General features: G+C 56.5%; 12 protein-coding genes. 1 reads left to right on the top strand and 11 read right to left on the bottom strand.

The window, feature by feature from the left end:
- Positions 1-329: 329 nt before the first annotated feature.
- Together BM485_03825 and BM485_03820 are read right to left on the bottom strand one after the other, a co-directional pair.
- Positions 330-677 carry an mRNA-degrading endonuclease gene (locus BM485_03825; protein OKY76377.1) on the bottom strand — a complete coding sequence of 116 codons (348 nt, stop codon included), beginning with the start codon at positions 675-677 and terminating at the stop codon, positions 330-332.
- Positions 677-937: an AbrB family transcriptional regulator gene (locus BM485_03820; protein ID OKY76376.1), complete on the bottom strand. Its 261-nt coding sequence runs from the start codon at positions 935-937 to the stop codon at positions 677-679. The genes BM485_03825 and BM485_03820 overlap by 1 nt, the downstream gene beginning before the upstream one ends.
- A gap of 578 nt (positions 938-1,515) precedes the next feature.
- Here BM485_03820 and BM485_03815 point away from each other — a divergent pair.
- The gene (locus BM485_03815) at positions 1,516-2,178 is read left to right on the top strand and encodes a hypothetical protein (GenBank protein ID OKY76375.1); all 663 of its coding nucleotides are present in this window, start codon (positions 1,516-1,518) and stop codon (positions 2,176-2,178) included.
- Here BM485_03815 and BM485_03810 read toward each other — a convergent pair.
- The 9 genes from BM485_03810 to BM485_03770 all read right to left on the bottom strand — a co-directional run bounded on the left by BM485_03810 (position 2,169) and on the right by BM485_03770 (position 16,852).
- Positions 2,169-4,778: a hypothetical protein gene (locus tag BM485_03810; protein OKY76374.1), complete on the bottom strand. Its 2,610-nt coding sequence runs from the start codon at positions 4,776-4,778 to the stop codon at positions 2,169-2,171. The two genes, BM485_03815 and BM485_03810, sit on opposite strands and share 10 nt — an antisense overlap.
- A gap of 4 nt (positions 4,779-4,782) precedes the next feature.
- Entirely contained in the window at positions 4,783-7,341 is a 2,559-nt protein-coding gene (locus BM485_03805) for a hypothetical protein (GenBank protein OKY76373.1), read from the bottom strand.
- 167 nt (positions 7,342-7,508) lie between these two features.
- A complete protein-coding gene (locus BM485_03800; GenBank protein OKY76372.1) occupies positions 7,509-7,898 on the bottom strand; it encodes a hypothetical protein in 390 nt (129 codons plus the stop codon).
- Between the two features lie 49 nt (positions 7,899-7,947).
- Positions 7,948-10,026, bottom strand: a complete 2,079-nt coding sequence (locus BM485_03795; GenBank protein OKY76371.1) for a hypothetical protein — start codon at positions 10,024-10,026, stop codon at positions 7,948-7,950.
- A gap of 127 nt (positions 10,027-10,153) precedes the next feature.
- Positions 10,154-11,692: a hypothetical protein gene (locus BM485_03790; GenBank protein OKY76370.1), complete on the bottom strand. Its 1,539-nt coding sequence runs from the start codon at positions 11,690-11,692 to the stop codon at positions 10,154-10,156.
- Positions 11,693-11,856: 164 nt separating this feature from the next.
- Positions 11,857-12,648 (bottom strand): hypothetical protein, encoded by a 792-nt coding sequence (locus tag BM485_03785; protein OKY76369.1) that lies wholly within the window; start codon positions 12,646-12,648, stop codon positions 11,857-11,859.
- Between the two features lie 26 nt (positions 12,649-12,674).
- Positions 12,675-13,091 (bottom strand): hypothetical protein, encoded by a 417-nt coding sequence (locus BM485_03780; GenBank protein OKY76368.1) that lies wholly within the window; start codon positions 13,089-13,091, stop codon positions 12,675-12,677.
- A 111-nt stretch (positions 13,092-13,202) separates the two neighbouring features.
- Positions 13,203-15,848 carry a ClpV1 family T6SS ATPase gene (locus tag BM485_03775; protein OKY76367.1) on the bottom strand — a complete coding sequence of 882 codons (2,646 nt, stop codon included), beginning with the start codon at positions 15,846-15,848 and terminating at the stop codon, positions 13,203-13,205.
- 11 nt (positions 15,849-15,859) lie between these two features.
- Entirely contained in the window at positions 15,860-16,852 is a 993-nt protein-coding gene (locus BM485_03770; protein ID OKY76616.1) for a hypothetical protein, read from the bottom strand.
- Positions 16,853-16,858: the final 6 nt, after the last annotated feature.

Below are 16,858 nucleotides of genomic sequence, written 5' to 3'. Positions count from 1 at the left end.
TCGCCGCAAATGCTCTCCATTCCGAAGAACAAGGGGACGTTTTTGAATTTTTGCTAATTTCTTCTGATCGAGCGGGGAAACCAGTCTCGTTTACCATCCTCTGGCAGCGCTTTAAGGCGCAATGGTTGATACCTCGCCATATCGTGTATCCGGAGACTGAAGGTTCGTGTTGCCAATGTTAAGGGGGAGATCAATTGGCCAAGTTAACACTTCCTGGTCAGGACGCTCTGAGCTGAGGACTTTTTTTGCTTCGTAAAATTCCATGCGCACTTTCAGAATATTGTGGAAGATGGAAAGCAAGGCTGCATCTCCCGAAATTTGCTCTCATACTAAACATCTTCGCTAACAATCGCCCTGACTCTTGCCAACGCGTCGCTAATTACATGTTGCGGGGCTTTTTCGGCAAACTGAACCCCTCTTTCTGTAAAATCGATCATTTTCACTTGTTGACATAACACAACGCCTTGGACCTTCTTGCCATTAAGGGAAACCTCAAAACCATGGCCTCTAACCCTGCTTGTAATCGGTGCAACCAAAGCCAGCATGATTTTTTTATTGAAAGGACTTGGAGAAAGTACAAGAGCAGGCCTTTTGCCCAATTGCTCATGCCCGGCCGCAGGATCAAAATTTGTCCATACAACATCGCCACGTTCCGGAATATACTTTTTCTTAACCATTACCAGATTTCCCTACCAACAGGTTCAGTTTTCAGCCATTCCTGATCCTCTTTGGAGAGTTTCATTGAGCTCGGTTTACACTGTCCAAGCAGTTCTTCGAGTTTATATTCCTTTTTTTTCGTAATTGGCGTGATAATGATTTTTCCGTTAACGGCCTCAACATCAACTTCCTGGTCAAGACGAAGGTCGACGGATTCAACGACGGCTTTCGGGATCCTCGTTGCCAAACTGTTACCCCATTTTTTAATTGTCATGAGCATAATTCACCTCTCATCCATCTGAAGTTTAAACATTGTCTACACTTTTAAATGTAACACCTTGAAAACAACATTTCAACATTGTTTAAACATTTTTGACGTGAACAGACTTGTGAACCCATTTGAGGGTAAACTTCCAAAAGGCGCAGAGACAGCCAGAAAGGACAGGCAAGAACAATCATGCAATCAAACGGCAGTTTGCCTGGTTATCTGCAATCGAGTTTCGATAGCAATCTGACGACTTTGAAGACAAAATTTTGTAATTGCGATCCCATTGCCTCGAATTGAAATGTTCCCATCGGCAACACTAATCGTTTCAGCAAAATCAAAATTTAAAATTATTCCTGAATATACGTAACATCTCAGGAGAAAGGGTTGTTTGAAAAATTATTGTGTGGGCGATAGGTCACAGGCGTGATATCTTCGAAGCTTTTGGAGAACACCTATTGGGCCTTTCAACCGAAGAAGATTGAAAATCGCATTCTGTCAGCTGAAATTTTTTAAAAATATATTGATCATAGCTTAGAATTCTTTCAGGTTGACCACTCATCAATAATTTAATCCCATGGTGGTGCTTGCTCATGCTATCTGAAAACGGCAAGATATTTGCGATTGGCGACATACACGGGTGCCATGCCAAGCTGCGCGACCTGCTTGATCGTCTGCCCTACACTCCGGGCCGGGATCGTCTGGTTTTTCTGGGGGATTATGTCAACCGTGGTCCGGACTCGGCCGGGGTGCTGGATCTGCTTTGTGATCTGCGGCAGCGGGATCCCGGTCTTGTCGCCTTGCTCGGCAATCATGAATATCTGCTCATGGAGTATCACCGCAGCGGCGATACCGCCCTGCTTCCTTACCTGCGGGCCATGGGGCTTGACGCAACCGTGGCCAGTTACGGTTCCACCGGCTCCGTCAATCTGCGGTCCCTTGGTTTTCTGCCCCGTGAACATCTGCTGTTTTTGCAGTCCCTTTTGCCGTACTGGGAAACGGAGGACTACATATTTGTCCACGCCGGGCTTGAGCCGGACATTCCGTTGGCCGACAATGATCCGTCATCCCTGTGCGAGGTGCGGGACATCTTCCTTTCTTCCGCGCATGATTTCGGCCGGAAGGTTATCTTCGGCCACACCCCTTTCGAACTGCCGCTGGTCACTCCCACCAAGATCGGTATTGATACCGGCGCGGCCTATGGCAACCTGCTGACCGCCATTGAACTTCCGGGGGAGAATTTTTATCACGCCTGATCCGGCGCCTTGATGCCTTCCTCCTGCAGGCCTTCCAGCAGATAGTCTTGCCGGAGAAAGGCCTGGGCCACCTTGGAGATCATATCATCCCGCCGCATGACCGCGTCCAGCAAACGGGAAAATCCCAGCAGCCTGCCGATGACCCGCAGTTTTTCCTCCAGCACCTCGGCTGAGCCGCCCTGGATGGAGGCGGTGAGCAGATCGTCCCGCTGGTCGCAGTAGAAGCCCGAGACGCCGAGGATTTCCGCCAGGCAACGCACTCGGCGGCAGCGTTGTTCCAGGCTGGTGCCGCCCCCCTTGAAGCGGAATTTGATGTAATTGAGGCGCGGGTCAAGGCCGCAGATGGCATCCACCATGGTAAAGTGGAAATCCATCCGGGCATTGAGATTCAAAAAATCACGGGTCACCAGGGCATAGTTGGGCAGGCCGATGGGCCGTGCCGAACGGTGATCGGTGAGAAAACGAGACACCACGGATCCGACCGCGGCGCCGCCGGCCGGCCCCCAGTTGATTCCCGGGGTTGTCACTCCCTGCCAGAGAGCGGTAAAGGGGCGTGACAGCACTTTTTCAGGCGGAATCCGGCGGCTGCCGCCGGTCAGCAGTCCGCCGCCAAGGTCGATGAGGGAAACGAAAAACGGGACTTCGCTGTCGAGATGATAAATAACCCCGTAGGACTGTTCAACCGTCTCGTCTCCGGCAGCGAACATGGCCAGCACCGCCTTTTCATGGGCGTAGCGCACCATGTCATGGATGGTGCGGCATTCGGCAATGGAAAAAGTCGGCCCGTAGGCATCGGTAAGGTTGAGAGGGACAATCTGCTCGTAAATGGCGGCAGCCAGTGGATCGGTCGGCTTGGCCACCCGTTCCTTCCAGGTGGCGATTTTTTCGCGGTAACGCTTCAGGTGTCGAGTCATTTCCTCCTTTTCGGCGGCGAACACCATGCCGCGCTCACCATCCACCATCACCGTGTCGTTGTTGTGGAGTATGGCGCAGGCCTTGCCGAGGCCGGTCAGCATGGGGATCTCGTATTCCCGTGCCACGCAGGAGAGATGATCGGCCGGGTTTCCCAGGTCAACCAGCAGGGCACCGGCCTGGCGCAAGGAGCCCACCGCATCCACCATGCTCTGGTGCATGACCAGCACGTAAGGTGGATCAGTGAGTCCTTCCAGATCCTGTCGGCTGTTGACGATGCGGACGCGACCGGCTGCCCGGCCCGGTGAGGCTGCCTGGCCGCCGTTGAGAATGGGTGGTCTGGCGGAGGCGTTGTTTTTTGTCGGCAAACCGCCGGCAACCACCTTCAAGGGGCGGGACTGGAGGAGCACCACCCGGCCCTGATTATCCACCGCCCATTCAATATCCTGGGGCCCGCCCAGTCGTTCTTCCACTGCCAGGCCAATGCGGGTCAGGCTCATGATTTCCTCCACGGACAGAACCTTTGCACCGGCCGTCGCAGCGTCAAGTTTTTCCTCCGTCACGCCGCCGTTGCCGGCGTTGACCAGACGGCGGGTTTTATCCGCCACCCGGCATTCCCCTGGACCGTCGCCATTACGGGGTGGCCGGTAAACATCGGCGGCCTCGCTGCCGCTCACCGCAAGTTCTCCCAGTCCATGGACGGCGCTGATCAACATTGTTCCGTCGGCGGCTGCATTGGGATCCCTGGTGAAAAGAATACCGGCGGAGCGAACGTCCACCATCTCAAGGCAAAGAATGGCAAGATCAAATTCATAGGGTGCAAGCCCGGCATGGCGGCGGTAGGCCAGGTTGCGGAGATTGAAGGCGCTTGCCGTCACCTGTTTGAAGGCCGCTTCAAGCTGCGTCTGGTTGACAACATTGAGAACCGAGAGGTACTGCCCGGCAAAGGAGTGGGAGCGTGTGTCTTCACCCAGGGCGCTGCTGCGCACCGCCAGACCTTTTCCGGTCCGGAAGAGGGGAGCCGCGGCACGTTGCAGGGCGTCAGTCAGCCCGGCGGGCAGCGGCGTTGCCATGATCATTTTTTTGACGGATTCCACGGTTTCCCGGTCAGGCAGCCCGTTCTCGTTTTTTTCTCCGCAGCGCAGCCGGGCGACAATACGCAAATAAAGATCCTGCTGATCGAGAAAGAGTCGACAAACGGAAACCGGCACAACAAAACCTGTCGGCACCGAAAACATGGCAACCCGCCGCAGCCGGGCCAGATTTGCGGCCTTGCCGCCCACGGTGCGCAGCATGTCCGGCGTCACCTCATCAAGGGAAAGGCAGTAGTGCCGTTGCTCATCCCGGGGCAGCCGGGCCAGATCCCGCCGGATTGCCGCGGCCAGGCCCGCCTGCCGCAGGGTCAAACCGGCGGAACCGCCATTGGTGAGGTGATCCAGTTTTTGCGCCAGATCGGCGGTGATTGTCAACAGTTCCTCGGCATCGCTTTTCAATGCCCCGGGCCAGAAGACCGGCGAGCGCAGGGCCGCGGCCAGTTCCGTGATGAGTTCCACGGAACGGTGGTTGTCGTCAAGCAGGGTTCGGAAAATCTGATACCGGGCGCGCAACCGGGAAAGTTGGGATGTGCGCTGCTGTTGCTTGCGTTGCCGGAAGGTGCCCAGCGGATGTAAAAGCCAGTCCCGCAGCATGGGGTCAACTCCCGGACCGATTTTGCTCGCTGCGGATGCGGGCCAGAAACTCGTCGAAAAAACGGTCAACCGTTTCATCGTCCGTCATTTTTACGTCAAGCTGCCGGGTGAAGGCAACCAGCTCGCCGAGATGCACAAGAGTGGTTTCCAGGTGGGATTGTTCCATCATCTTGGCCTTGCCTTGGACCAGATCGCCTTTCTGTTCCACCTTGAAATGCATGCCGGCCAGCACCTGACCGATCAAGCGGGCCCGCCGCTTGCGTTTGCCGGCCTCGGCAAAGCCGCCGACGAATCGGAAGTAGGCATAATTGTCCTCCGCCTCCCCGGAGAGATAGCAGTCGATGATATTGAAATGATAGCCCAGCCGCAGGCTGAGGTTGCAGTAATTGTCGGCGATGATGGCCAGGTTTTCTCCGCTGTATAGCGGCGCGTTGGTCAGCATGGAGAGCGGGTGGCTCAGGCCGGAAAGGAAATCCCGCAAACCGAACGCGGCAGGTTGCTGATCCCAGGCCCGCTTGTCCAGCAGACCACGCAGCAGATAGCGGAACGGCAGGCTGGTCACCTGTTCCACCGGCACCTTTTCGCCGTGGGAGGCGGGAAGACCGCCGCCGACATCAAGAATGCGGATCTTGATGGGGATGTCCGCTTCCAGAAGCGGCGCCGCGGCGCCCGCCGCCGTGCGGCCGGAAATATGGAAGTCGATGAGTTCGGCGACCGCCCGTTCATGACAGAAGCGAAGAAAATCGTGGATGGTGCGGCAGTTTTCCATGCTGAAGTGCGGTGATGCCGAATCAGTCAGGTTGAGGGGGGCAATGAGGCGCAGCAGCCTGCGCAGCAACCGGGCCTCATGATTGTCCGGCAGGCATGCGATTTCCTCGGACTGGGGCAGGTCGGCCGGCAGATCAACGCGGCCGGCGTAGACGGTTCGTTCCTCCACGTCAATCACAACCTGCATGCCGTCGGTCAGCAGGGTGGTGGCTTTTTCGGTACAGAACAGGGCCGGCGTTCTGTATTCCCTGGCAATGGTGGCCAGGTGTCCGGTGGGACTGCCGATATCGGTGATGATCGCCGCCGCGCGCCGGACGATTTCGGCCAGCCCCGGACCGGCAAAGTGGCTGACGGCCACAGCGCCCACCGGGAAATGCTCAGGCGGGGTGTCTTCCGTCACCTGGACCACCACGCCGCAGGCCAGGCCCAATTGACAGACATAGCCACGGCCGGACATGAGGAGCGGCAGGGAAGCCAGTTCCTCGTTCAGTCGGGCGAGCGGGCGGCGGCCATCCGGCGGGCGCTGCAGGCGGAGGGGGCGGGACTGGAGAATCCACAGGCGGCCTGCGGTGTCGAGGCTCCATTCGATATCCTGCGGGCACTCGAAATGTTTTTCCAGCATGATGCCGTGCTCGGCCAGTTTTCTGAGCAGGGAGAGTCTGACGAGAGCCGAACCGCGTCGCAGGCCATCCGCCATGGGCGTGGTCGGGCTTTCCTCATCCGGTCCGGCGGCTGAGGTCTTTCCTGAAATGTTGCTGGCCAGCAGATTAAAGGGGTGACTGCGGCGCAGGATAAAGCGGTCGCCGCTGTCCTGACCGGAAACCAGGTGATCGCCCAGACCGGCCACCACGGAGATCACCATGACCTCGGCGCCCGGATTGTTTGGATCGCGGGTGTAAAGAACACCGCTTGCCTGCGGGTTCACCATGGGCTGCACCAGCACCGCCATGGGCGCATCCTCGGCGGGTGTCGCCGGGTCAAGATAGCGGAACAGCCTTTCGGAAAAGCGGGAAGCCATGACCTTGACGCAGGCTGCCGCCACCTCTCCGGTTGGGACGTTAAGGAAGGATTGAAACTGGCCGGCAAAGCTGCGCTCTCCGTCTTCTTCCTCCCCGCTGCTGCGTACCGCAAAGCTCTCCGGCCGGTCAGGAATCCGGCGTATTTTTTTCAGTTCGCTGCTGATCGCTCGGGCCAGGTCGGCAGGTAGTGTCGCTTTTGCAAACAAGGCACCGATCCCGGCGGCGCGCTCAGCGGGATCGGTATATTCCCGCAGGATACGATTGCAGCCGGCAAAGAGATTGTTCGCTTCCATGAAGCGGCGGTAACCGGTGGTGCTCACCACAAACCCGACAGGCGCCGGCAGTTTGAGGGTGTTCACCACCTCGCCGAGGCTTGCCCCCTTGCCGCCGGCCAGTGGACGCATGTCCCGGTGCAGCAATTCCCAGCTCAACACCAGCAGCGGTCCATAGGGGCCGGGTCCGCCGGTCAGAATGTCGTCCAGATAGTCGGCAGTGATGGTGAACCGTTCATAGAGCTGCTGGTAGCGGTCGCCGGCCATGCCGTTTACGTGATAAATGACCTGGCGTCCCTTGGCAACGATGTCGGCCACCGAGGCCTGCAGGGAAGAGCGGTCGTAGACGTAGTCCCCACCCAGTAACCGTTCCAGGTCGGCGATTATCTCAAGAATCTGGTTGTTGGTCGTGACGATACGCCGGAAATGACTGAAAAGGGCGGCAAAGTCGTCTGCCCCTGTCCCCCGGTTGTCGGTCGCGCCAAAAGGCCACAAAGGGCTCATTGCCTGTCCTTAGTGCGAATGCAGATAAAACTGCGTGAAAAAAAGATTGAAGAAGCCGGTGACTCCGGCGGAAAAAGGGAAGGCAGATCCGTCTTTGCCGGAAACAGTCCGCCCTTTCTTTATTGCATAATGCTATATTCCCATTGTGAGATTCGTTCAAGGGAAAATCAGGCTTTTTCCCAGGCATCCTTGTCAAGTCGGGGAAAGGTAATTCGGCAGGTGCCGGGTTCAATTCCCTCCACCCGGGCGAAGCCCTTTTCATCCAGGGTGCCTTGGGCCACCTTGCCGTCGGGCAGGGTGATCTTGTATTTTTCGCCCGGTATCGGATTGTCTTCTTCGTCCACCAGTTCGATCTCGATCCAGCTTTTTTCTTCTTTTTCCTCTTCCGTCGGCTTGTGGGGTTCCAGCGTTTCGCTGCCGTACTTGCCGGATTTGGTTTCCAGCTGTTTTTCCTTGGTTTTCGCCACCTTGCCTGGATCGGCGATATCGGCGTCTTCCGCCACATCAGGCGCGGTTGGGGTGACTGCCGCCCCGGCCTTGCCGCTTTTCGGATTCATACCTGTCTCCTTCTTTCACCCGGAGAGTCCGAGCGAGCTCCGCGATTTGTTAATTGATCTTCACCATGCCGCCGCTGATGGTGGTCATGGCATCACCCTTGACCGTGGTACTGGTGGATTTGAGCGTGGCGGTGGCCGGGGATTCGATGGTGACTCCGGCAGTGCCTTTGACGGAGAGCGTGTTCATGGCTTCCAGGACAATCTGGCCGGTGGTGCCGATTTTGATGCCGCTCGCCTCGATGGCAATAAAGGATTGCCCAACTTTCACCGTCACGTTGGTCATGCCCTCAATGACGATGTTATCGGCTTTCAGGTAGTAGTCGCCGGTGGTCTGCTCCGAGTGGTTGGCCTTGAACACCTCGATGACATCGCCGGTGACGGTCAAGGAATGGCTGCCGCCGATCTCGACGGCCTCCTTGCCCACCACTTTCAGATGGCGGTCCTTGCCGATTTCCTCCATGTGGTCCTTGGCGATTTTCTCGTTCCGGTTATTGTCCACCTTTTCCCGTTTGTCATTGGTGACATGAAGGTGCCGGTCATGGCCGATGGTCTCGAAGCGGTCGTTTTTGACCCGGATGTCCATGTTCTTTTCCGCATGGACAAAGAGCTGCTCCTCGCCCTTCTTGTCCTCGAAGCGGATTTCGTTGAAACCATCGCCGCCCTTGGAGCTGTTGGTCTTGATGGTGCTCTTGGTCTTTTCGCCGGGCAGTTCGTAGGGCGGCATGTTGTTGGCGTGGTAAACCCGGCCGGTGATGATCGGCTGGTCAGGGTCGCCCTCCAGGAAGGAGACAATCACCTCGTGGCCGATGCGAGGGATGAACATCGCTCCCCAGTTGACCCCGGCCACCGGCTGGCTCACCCTGATCCAGCAGGATGAATTCTCGTCCGCCTTGCTTTCCCGGTCCCAGTGAAACTGCACCTTCACCCGACCGTACTTGTCGGTTTCAATTTCCTCGCCCGCCTTGCCGACAACGGTTGCCGTCTGCACCCCTTCGACCAGCGGTTTGGGGGTGAGGCGCAGGGGGCGGAAGGGGGTCGCGTGGGGAATGCAGGTAAAGGTGTTGGAATAGGAGTCGCCTTGTTCTTCCTGGGAACCGGAGGAGCGATAGCCGGTCTGGGTGGCATGGTGGGTTATGCCGGTCAGGACATAGGGTTTGCCGTTCATGTCGGCCCGGGGAAAGTCCTCCAGGGTGAACTTGTAGCCGCTGGTAAAGGCCCGCACCACGCTGGTGCCGGAAAGCAGGGTCATCTGGGCTTCAAGCTCCTGCATGCGGTACTTGGAAAATTCCATGCCGTTTGCATATTCACTGTATTCGCCCGGATAATCATAAATGCCCCCGGCGATGGGGGAGAGTTTGTGCTTGCTTTCGGTTTCGGCCAGCAGATTGGCGGTGGGCGTCTCAAAATTATAGTCATTGAGGATGTATTTCGCCGGTTTGATGCTTTGGGAAATCTCGATCTCGGAAATGACATCCTCGTCCAGCACGCCGCCGCTGTCGAGCAGGAAGCTGACTTCCTTCTGGTGATCGAGGTCGGGATGGCCGTTGACATGGTCGGACAGCACCAGGGTATGCTTGCCGTTTTCATGTTTGAAAAAGTAGAAAATGCCTTCTTCTTCAAGCAGACGACAAACAAAGTTGAAATCCGTTTCCCGGTACTGAACGCAGTAGACCCTGGGGTTGTGGGTGCCGTTTATGTCGAGCTCAAAGTCATTTAATCCATGGTCCTTAAATATCTTCTCGACGATATCCGGCACAGATTTGTTCTGGAATATCCGTATATTGGTAGTCGTTGTCAAAAACCACAGCCAGGGGACCACGGTGGCGTGGTAGTGGGAAAACAGCAGTTTGCCTTCCTCTTCCTCGCCGCTGGCGCGGCTTTGGGTGAAGCTTGAAATAAAGCCGTTGAAGAAACGCTTTTCGCCGTCGGCCAGCTTCATGGTGACGGTGACGTTTTGCGCGATGACATCGTCAAAGTTGATGCTGTGATTGACCGGCGAGACCAGGTCGAGATCAAAGCGAAACGGCATGGAAATTCCTTCCGTGCCATGCAGTCCGGTGATCAGCAGCACATTTTCGTCCAGTGCCGTCTTTATCTGCAGAAATCTGTTTTTCTGGGTGATGTCCATGATCAGCCGCCTTTTGAGTGCCTGAAGTACTTCGAGTGCCTAAAATGCCTGGAGTTTTAGAGGTTTCAAGCCGTAAAAGCCTCTCCGGTCATTATGCTTGTAATCATCGAATGCTAATGTTTACCATTCAGTTCCATCGGCCGTCAAGACGGGGAGCCGTGCTGCTTATCGACTGAAAACGGCCGAGCCTCGCCCTGTCCTGGCCGGCAAAGGAAAGAAGCGGCATGAAACCTTTTTCCATGATGCGTGATGCGGCCCGTTCGGTGAGCAGCACCTCGGCGCATGGGGTGACGCATGTCTCGCCCCTGTCCGTGTAAATATGCAGGGGCAGGTTTTCCACATCCTGGGCAAGGGTTGCCCGCATCTGCCGGCCGTTTCCGCCATGGGAGCGGCCGAGCAGCATGGCGCAGGCCACGGCGGGGTTGCCCCACAGGTAGTCATGCGGCACCGGCGGTCCGGGAAATTCTTCAAAGGCAAAGGACTCGGTCGGCTCTGTTTTTTCGCCAAAGGGCAGGCGCAGGAGAAAACGGGGCAGGCAGAGACCGAGCCAGGACGCCTGGGGTGAGGAACGCAGTTTCCGCCAGAGGGCGGTTTCTTCGTCCGGCAATTCCCGCCAGGAGGAAGGATCAGGGGTGGCGGCAAGACTGTCCGTGCCGAGGAAACTGTCCCGTGCCGCGGTTATGAACGGTGCCCCGGCAAGACCGGCAAGTGTTGCCATGCGGCCCAGCAGCGCGATGTCGATGATCGTCGGGCTGAATTCGTAAAGGCCGATGAGCGCGGACCAGGGTGCACCGCCGAACTGTTCCGTCGCCTGTTCGACAAAAGAACGGTACAGGCCGGTGCCGCGCCGGTCGGCGGCGCTCAGGTCGTGTTGAAACTCCTCCCTGGTCAGGTCAACGAGATGGATCGACAGCTCCTCGCCGGTGTCGACTCGGCGGACCAGGAAATCAACGGCGCGCCAGGCCGCTTCAATTTCCTGAAACTGGGGATGATGGAGAATGGCCCGCATCAGTTCGGCAACAGCCTGATCCACGGCATTGATGAGTTCCGCCTGACCTGACAGCTCCGGCACCAGATGCGGCGCGACGATTGCGCGGACAAAGCCGGCTAATTCGTCTTTCCCGGCGGAAGCCGGAAGCGGGTCAACCGGCTGCCCGGTTGTTTCGGCGATCACCTGGTCAAGCAGGCTGCCGCTTTGCGGCCCTTGGGGCGGCGGGGGCTTTTTTTCAGCCACGGGCTTTTCCCCGGCAGGCGCCGCAAACATGCTCCCGGCGATTGCCGCCGCCTCTTGAAATGTTTTCGGGTCGCACAGGGCCGTGCGCAGTTTCCGCAGCGGTTGAAAGACGGCGAGCCGCTGAAAAAGCCGGTCCGGGTGGAAATCATCGAGTTCGGCAAAGGTGATGGCCAGGGACTTCCCTGCCGTTTCCAGGCTGAGATGCACTTCAACCTTGAGACGTGCGATGAGTTCATCGATGGTATCCCGGTCAACGGCAAGCGGACGCCTTGCGGATGCGGATGGATCGTGCAGTCCCCGGCCCGCCCTGCCGCTGAAGTCACCCAGCAGGGCGATCTTGAAAGGCATTCCCGCAGCCGGTTCTTCCCGGCCTTTTTCAAGGCCGGTCACGATTTCCATGCCGAGTTCATCAAAGGAAATGGGGTCTGTCATTGTGCCACCTTGTTGAGTTTTCCAGGGCGCCCATCGCTTCGCATAAGGGGTCAGCCTAGCCTTGACTACTTGTTCCCGGCGGGAACAGAATAAAAACTGGCTTTGTTCGGAAAAAATCCGGTGCTCGCCGGTCCCTCTTTATGCGCTGGGTAGGAAAAATTAATTCATAAATGAAGAATCCCTTTCTCTAATATTGGTTCGTTTTGTGGGCCTTGTATTCGGTTTTTTTCTGAAAGGGTATTATTGGTTAATTCAACTAGATATATAAAGTCTGTCAGATGTTTTGTTAATTCTAAATTTTGTTGATGTATTTCTTTTGTGCCAAATAGTCCATTATCGCCAAAAAAATTAAAACTAGGCTTGATACCCATTTTTTCCCAATGCTCTTTGTTGTTTTGATAAGCCTGGAATACTTTTGGTAGAGATTCTAAGAAATAGTAGTAATTGGAATTTGTTAGTCTTTCTATCATTTCTATCATTTCGTTATCTAAATAAATAATATATCGATCGAGCAAAGAGTTAAGAGAAGACCTGAACTTATTTGTTTCAGTAACGATATATTGGTACCAAAATGAAACAGGGTAAGATGGCGATTGTTTTGAAAAATCAAAACGTTCCAAATCAGAAAGAAATTTTTCGCTAATATAGTCCTTTGTTTTTTGAGGTTTGTATGCTGTTTCCTCAACACTTTGATGCATTTGAAACAAAAGAGTAAGGTGTTTTACCAAGTGACTTCTTAGGTGTTTGAAAAATAGTTTTTTAAATTTTTCTTTTTCGTTCATCTCGTTCTTATCAAATAGATAATTAACAAAAAGGAGAGTGGCTATAATACCAACAGTTTCCGTGAATGTACCTCTTACATAGTCTTTTATCCAAGAATTGGACGGAAGAAGAAAGTCTGCAAATGCAAGTAGTATTAGGGCTGAGGAAAAACCTAACGAAATAGTTTTATACATTATGTATTCTATTGCCTAACAGTGCTTTATCGAAAATACCACTGCCCGTCTTTCCTGCAGGCGGTGGACCGCGCTTTTTCAAACATGCCGTTGACAATGGAGATAATCGCAACTTCCCGGCACCCCAGGCCCGACTTTTCATCAACATAGGTCAGTTCCGGAGTGGCGGAAAATTCATTGCCGGACTCATCATTGATCCATTTGGAGGTATGATTGTCCGGGTTGTATTCATAGACATTGACCAGTTTTTCCCGGTCAACGCTTTTCATGGATTGGGTGAGAATGGAGCCAAGCGCGCCACCGATGGCCCTATTGATCACGGTTATCTCGGCATCCGCGCCGATGATCACCTGGCCCTGCACCATACCAGCGGCAGGCGCGCTGTCTGTGCCTGCCGCAGTGCTCTTCGGGGCCTGCACCTGGGCGCATGCGGTCAGCAGCATTGCCAGTAGTAATATTCCAGTGGTTGTGTGTAATTTCTTCATCAAACTTCCTGTGTAACGATTAGCATTCTTCAGCCTTCAGCCTTCAGCCTTCAGCCATGAGCCTTGCCCTTACTCCACCGCAAAAACAAAACCGCCCTCGCCCACCGAGACGCTGACCCGGCTGAACTGTTCCGCCGCCGCCATGCGGGACAGCAGTTCCCTGGACAGTTCCGGCAGCAGGGTGTTGTTGAGGATATGGTCGATATTGCGGGCACCGCTGTCCACCTCGGTGCAGCGGCCGGCGATGGCTTCAATCACCTCGTCGCTGTAGATGAAGGTTGTTTCCCGGTTTTCCAGCATTCGTTTTGCCACCTTGTTGAGTTTCAGCCGGACGATAAGGCGCAGGTTGGCATCGGTGAGGGGGTAATAGGGGATGACCTTCAAGCGCCCGAGAAAGGCGGGTTTAAAGTGATTCTGCAATTCCGGCCGCAGGGTTTCCGCCAGCCCTTCGGGGGTGGGGCAGGTTTCCTCGTCGGCGCAGAGTTTCATGATGGTGTCGGTGCCGAGATTGGAGGTGAGGATGATCAGGGTGTTCTTGAAGTCGATGCGACGACCTTCGCCGTCCTCCAGGGTTCCCTTGTCAAATACCTGGTAGAAGAGCTCCATGACATCGGAATGGGCCTTTTCCACCTCGTCCAGCAGCACGACGCTGTATGGTTTGCGGCGCACCGCCTCGGTCAGCACGCCGCCCTCGCCGTAGCCCACATAACCGGGAGGCGAACCCTTGAGGCTGGAGACCGTATGGGCCTCCTGGTATTCGGACATATTGATGGTGATGATGTTTTCCTCCCCGCCATAGAGCAGATCGGCCAGCGCCAGGGCGGTCTCCGTCTTGCCGACGCCGCTCGGTCCCACCAGCATGAACACCCCGGTGGGCTTGGACGGGTCCTCGATGCCGGCATGGGCGGTCTGGATGACCTGGGCGATGGCGGCAAGGCCGTGTTTCTGGCCGATGACCCGTTCGCCGAGCAGGGCGTCAAGACTCATCACCGTGGTGATTTCATCGGCCAGCATGCGACCGGTGGGAATGCCGGTCCAGCCGGAGATGACCTCGGAGATGGTATTGGCATCCACCGAGATCTGCACCAGCGGCTCTTCCTGCTGGGCCTCCTTCAGGCGTGCCTCGCACTCCTTCAGGGCGCGCTGTTTATCGCTGATTTGCGCGTCGGTCGGGTCCTGGGCAAAAATATCCTGCAGTTCCTTGCGCAGGGCAAGAATCTGGTCGGCGATCTCTTTTTCCTTCCCCCATCTGGCCTGCAGCGCCACAAGCTCGGCCTGGGTCGTTGTTTTCTCCTCCTCCAGTTCCGCCAGGCGGGCACCGTGGTCAATGCCCACCAGGGATTCCTTGTCGAGGATCTTTTTTTCCCGTTCGATCTGGCCGATTTTGCGGCTTGCCGCCTCGACGGAGGCAGGGCTGGTGGTAAGCCCGATGGCCACCCTGGCGCAGGCGGTGTCAAGCACGCTGACCGATTTGTCAGGCAACTGGCGGCCGGAGATGTAGCGATGGGAGAGGCGGACCGACTCGCGCAGGGCCTGGTCGGTGATCATCACCTTATGGTGTTTTTCCACGAAGGGAGCAATGGCGCGCATCATGACCAGGGCGGTTGCCTCGTCCGGTTCCTCGATCTTGACCACTTGAAAACGGCGGGCCAGGGCCGCGTCTTTTTCAAAGTATTTTTTGTATTCCGCCCAGGTGGTGGCGGCAATGGTGCGCAGTTCGCCCCTGGCCAGCGCCGGCTTGAGGAGATTGGCCGCATCGCCGCCCTGGGTGCCGCCCGCGCCGATCAGGGTGTGGGCCTCGTCAATAAAGAGGATGATCGGCACCGGCGAGGCCTTGACCTCGTTGATCACCTGTTTCAATCGTTCCTCGAATTCGCCCTTGATGCCGGCACCGGCCTGCAGCAAACCGAGATCCAGGGTGTGGATGGCGACATTGCGCAGCGGCGGCGGGATGTCGCCCTCCACGATACGCAGGGCGAATCCTTCCACCACCGCCGTCTTGCCGACACCGGCCTCGCCGGTGAGGATGGGGTTGTTCTGCCGCCGGCGGATGAGGATATCCACCATCTGCCGGATCTCGACGTCCCGGCCGAGCACCGGATCGATCTCGCCTCTTTTGGCCTTGTCGGTCAGATTGACGGTGTACTGAGCCAGGGCCTGACCCTTGCCCACGCCGACTCCGACGCCGGGACCCGCCCCGGACGGCGTGCGGGCTGCCTGGGCCGTTTCCTCGCTTTCCTCCGCCGAGCCCGCGGTGATATCGACAAATGATTCCTTCAGGGTCGCCGGCGCTATTTTCTGAAACAGGGCCGATCCGGCATACAGTGACCGGGCGCTTTCATCGCCGGAAAGCAGGGCGATCAGGATGTGGCCCGAGCGGATAGTCGGAGCCTGAAAATCCAGGGATGCCACCAGCCAGGCCTCGGTGATCATTTTCGGGATGCGCGGGGAGAGCGCCGGCGTCCTGGCGTTGCCGGTCTTGAATTCCTCGATGGTTCGGGTCAGATCGCCGATCAGATGGGATTCATTGATTTCAAAGTACCGGAGAATTTTCTGGAAATCGGTGTCCTGGATGTCGAGCAGCTTGATCAGGAAATGCTCCAGCTCCACATCGTAATGGGTGTGGGAAAGGCAGAGCCCGGCGGCGGACTCCATGGACTTGCGACAGGCGCTGTTGAGTTTCCCGATCAGGGTTTTGAGGTTGGATCCGCTCATGGGGTTCTCCTTTATGTTTCAATGAAATCTCTTTCGTGAAAAGTGATTGACGGGTCATGGCCGAATGCGATGTCCGGCGTCTTGATCCAGCTCGTCCAGCCAAGGCGGGAGGCGGTTTTTCCTTTCCGGCCAAGGATGATGGGCGGCACCTCTTCGCGCCTGAGGATGATTTTGACGTCAAATTCATACTCCACGCCCACCATGTAGCGAATCAGGGAAAAGGTGGGGCCGTGCATGTCGCCGGACGGCAGGAAGCGGATAAAATCAACAAAATGCATGGCGCCGAGAATCAGCATGAACTTGGTCTGACATTCCCAGATGCTGGTGCCGCACAGGGCATCGACCCCGAGAATGGCATTGGCGGCGCCGAGTCTCGTCATGTCCTTGACGTCAAGCGGGATGAGGCGGTGGATGAATTCCTCGATCTCGGTTCTGGTGCCGGAAAAATGCTCCACCGTGGAACGGATCGATTCGCCGGAAGGGATCTGCCGGGACAACAGGCCGCAATAATAGGAAAGCGATTCCTCGGCAAAGCCGATGCGGCCGGTCAATCCCCTGGTGCCCAGTCCGCAGAGACTGAGCAGATAGCCGGAAAGGTCATCCCGGGCGCCCAGGAGATAATTGACCGGAAACCGGTGTTTTTTCCAACCGAGATAAAAGAGGCTGACCAGCCGGTGGTGAAAGAGGTTGAGAAAGGCCACCAGTGCGTGATCTTTTTTGCCGAGCCGCTCCAGGGCCAGTTCATTGTACCAGTGGGGCAGGACACCGGCCGGGCCGATGAGGCCCATGAAGGCGATTTCCATCCGGGCCGGGCCGCCTTCTTCTTCGGGCGGATCAAGTTTGACTATGTCGCTCGCCGGAAAGGTGAGGCTCGGCCTGACGCTGAAACGCACCGCTTCGCTGCCGGGATCAAGGGTTTCCCCCAGTTTTTTTTTCTCGGGGAAAAACGTCTCCAGCAGATGCACGGCCTGAAAGAAGGAAAAGTTGTACCATTCCTCAAACAGGGTGTC

Source organism: Desulfobulbaceae bacterium DB1 (genome assembly GCA_001914235.1).
Taxonomy (GTDB): Bacteria; Desulfobacterota; Desulfobulbia; order Desulfobulbales; family SURF-16; genus DB1.
The sequence above is the reverse complement of the archived record's forward strand: the minus strand, read 5'-3'. Positions and strand labels throughout refer to the sequence as shown.

Excerpts from the sequence above, each read along its gene's own strand:
- BM485_03775 (OKY76367.1), bottom strand. The coding sequence starts at position 15,848 with ATGAGCGGATCCAACCTCAAAACCCTGATCGGGAAACTCAACAGCGCC.
- BM485_03780 (OKY76368.1), bottom strand. The coding sequence starts at position 13,091 with ATGCTGCTGACCGCATGCGCCCAGGTGCAGGCCCCGAAGAGCACTGCG.
- BM485_03805 (OKY76373.1), bottom strand. The coding sequence starts at position 7,341 with ATGAGCCCTTTGTGGCCTTTTGGCGCGACCGACAACCGGGGGACAGGG.
- BM485_03785 (OKY76369.1), bottom strand. The coding sequence starts at position 12,648 with ATGTATAAAACTATTTCGTTAGGTTTTTCCTCAGCCCTAATACTACTT.
- BM485_03825 (OKY76377.1), bottom strand. The coding sequence starts at position 677 with ATGGTTAAGAAAAAGTATATTCCGGAACGTGGCGATGTTGTATGGACA.
- BM485_03795 (OKY76371.1), bottom strand. The coding sequence starts at position 10,026 with ATGGACATCACCCAGAAAAACAGATTTCTGCAGATAAAGACGGCACTG.
- BM485_03820 (OKY76376.1), bottom strand. The coding sequence starts at position 937 with ATGCTCATGACAATTAAAAAATGGGGTAACAGTTTGGCAACGAGGATC.
- BM485_03790 (OKY76370.1), bottom strand. The coding sequence starts at position 11,692 with ATGACAGACCCCATTTCCTTTGATGAACTCGGCATGGAAATCGTGACC.
- BM485_03800 (OKY76372.1), bottom strand. The coding sequence starts at position 7,898 with ATGAATCCGAAAAGCGGCAAGGCCGGGGCGGCAGTCACCCCAACCGCG.
- BM485_03815 (OKY76375.1), top strand. The coding sequence starts at position 1,516 with ATGCTATCTGAAAACGGCAAGATATTTGCGATTGGCGACATACACGGG.
- BM485_03810 (OKY76374.1), bottom strand. The coding sequence starts at position 4,778 with ATGCTGCGGGACTGGCTTTTACATCCGCTGGGCACCTTCCGGCAACGC.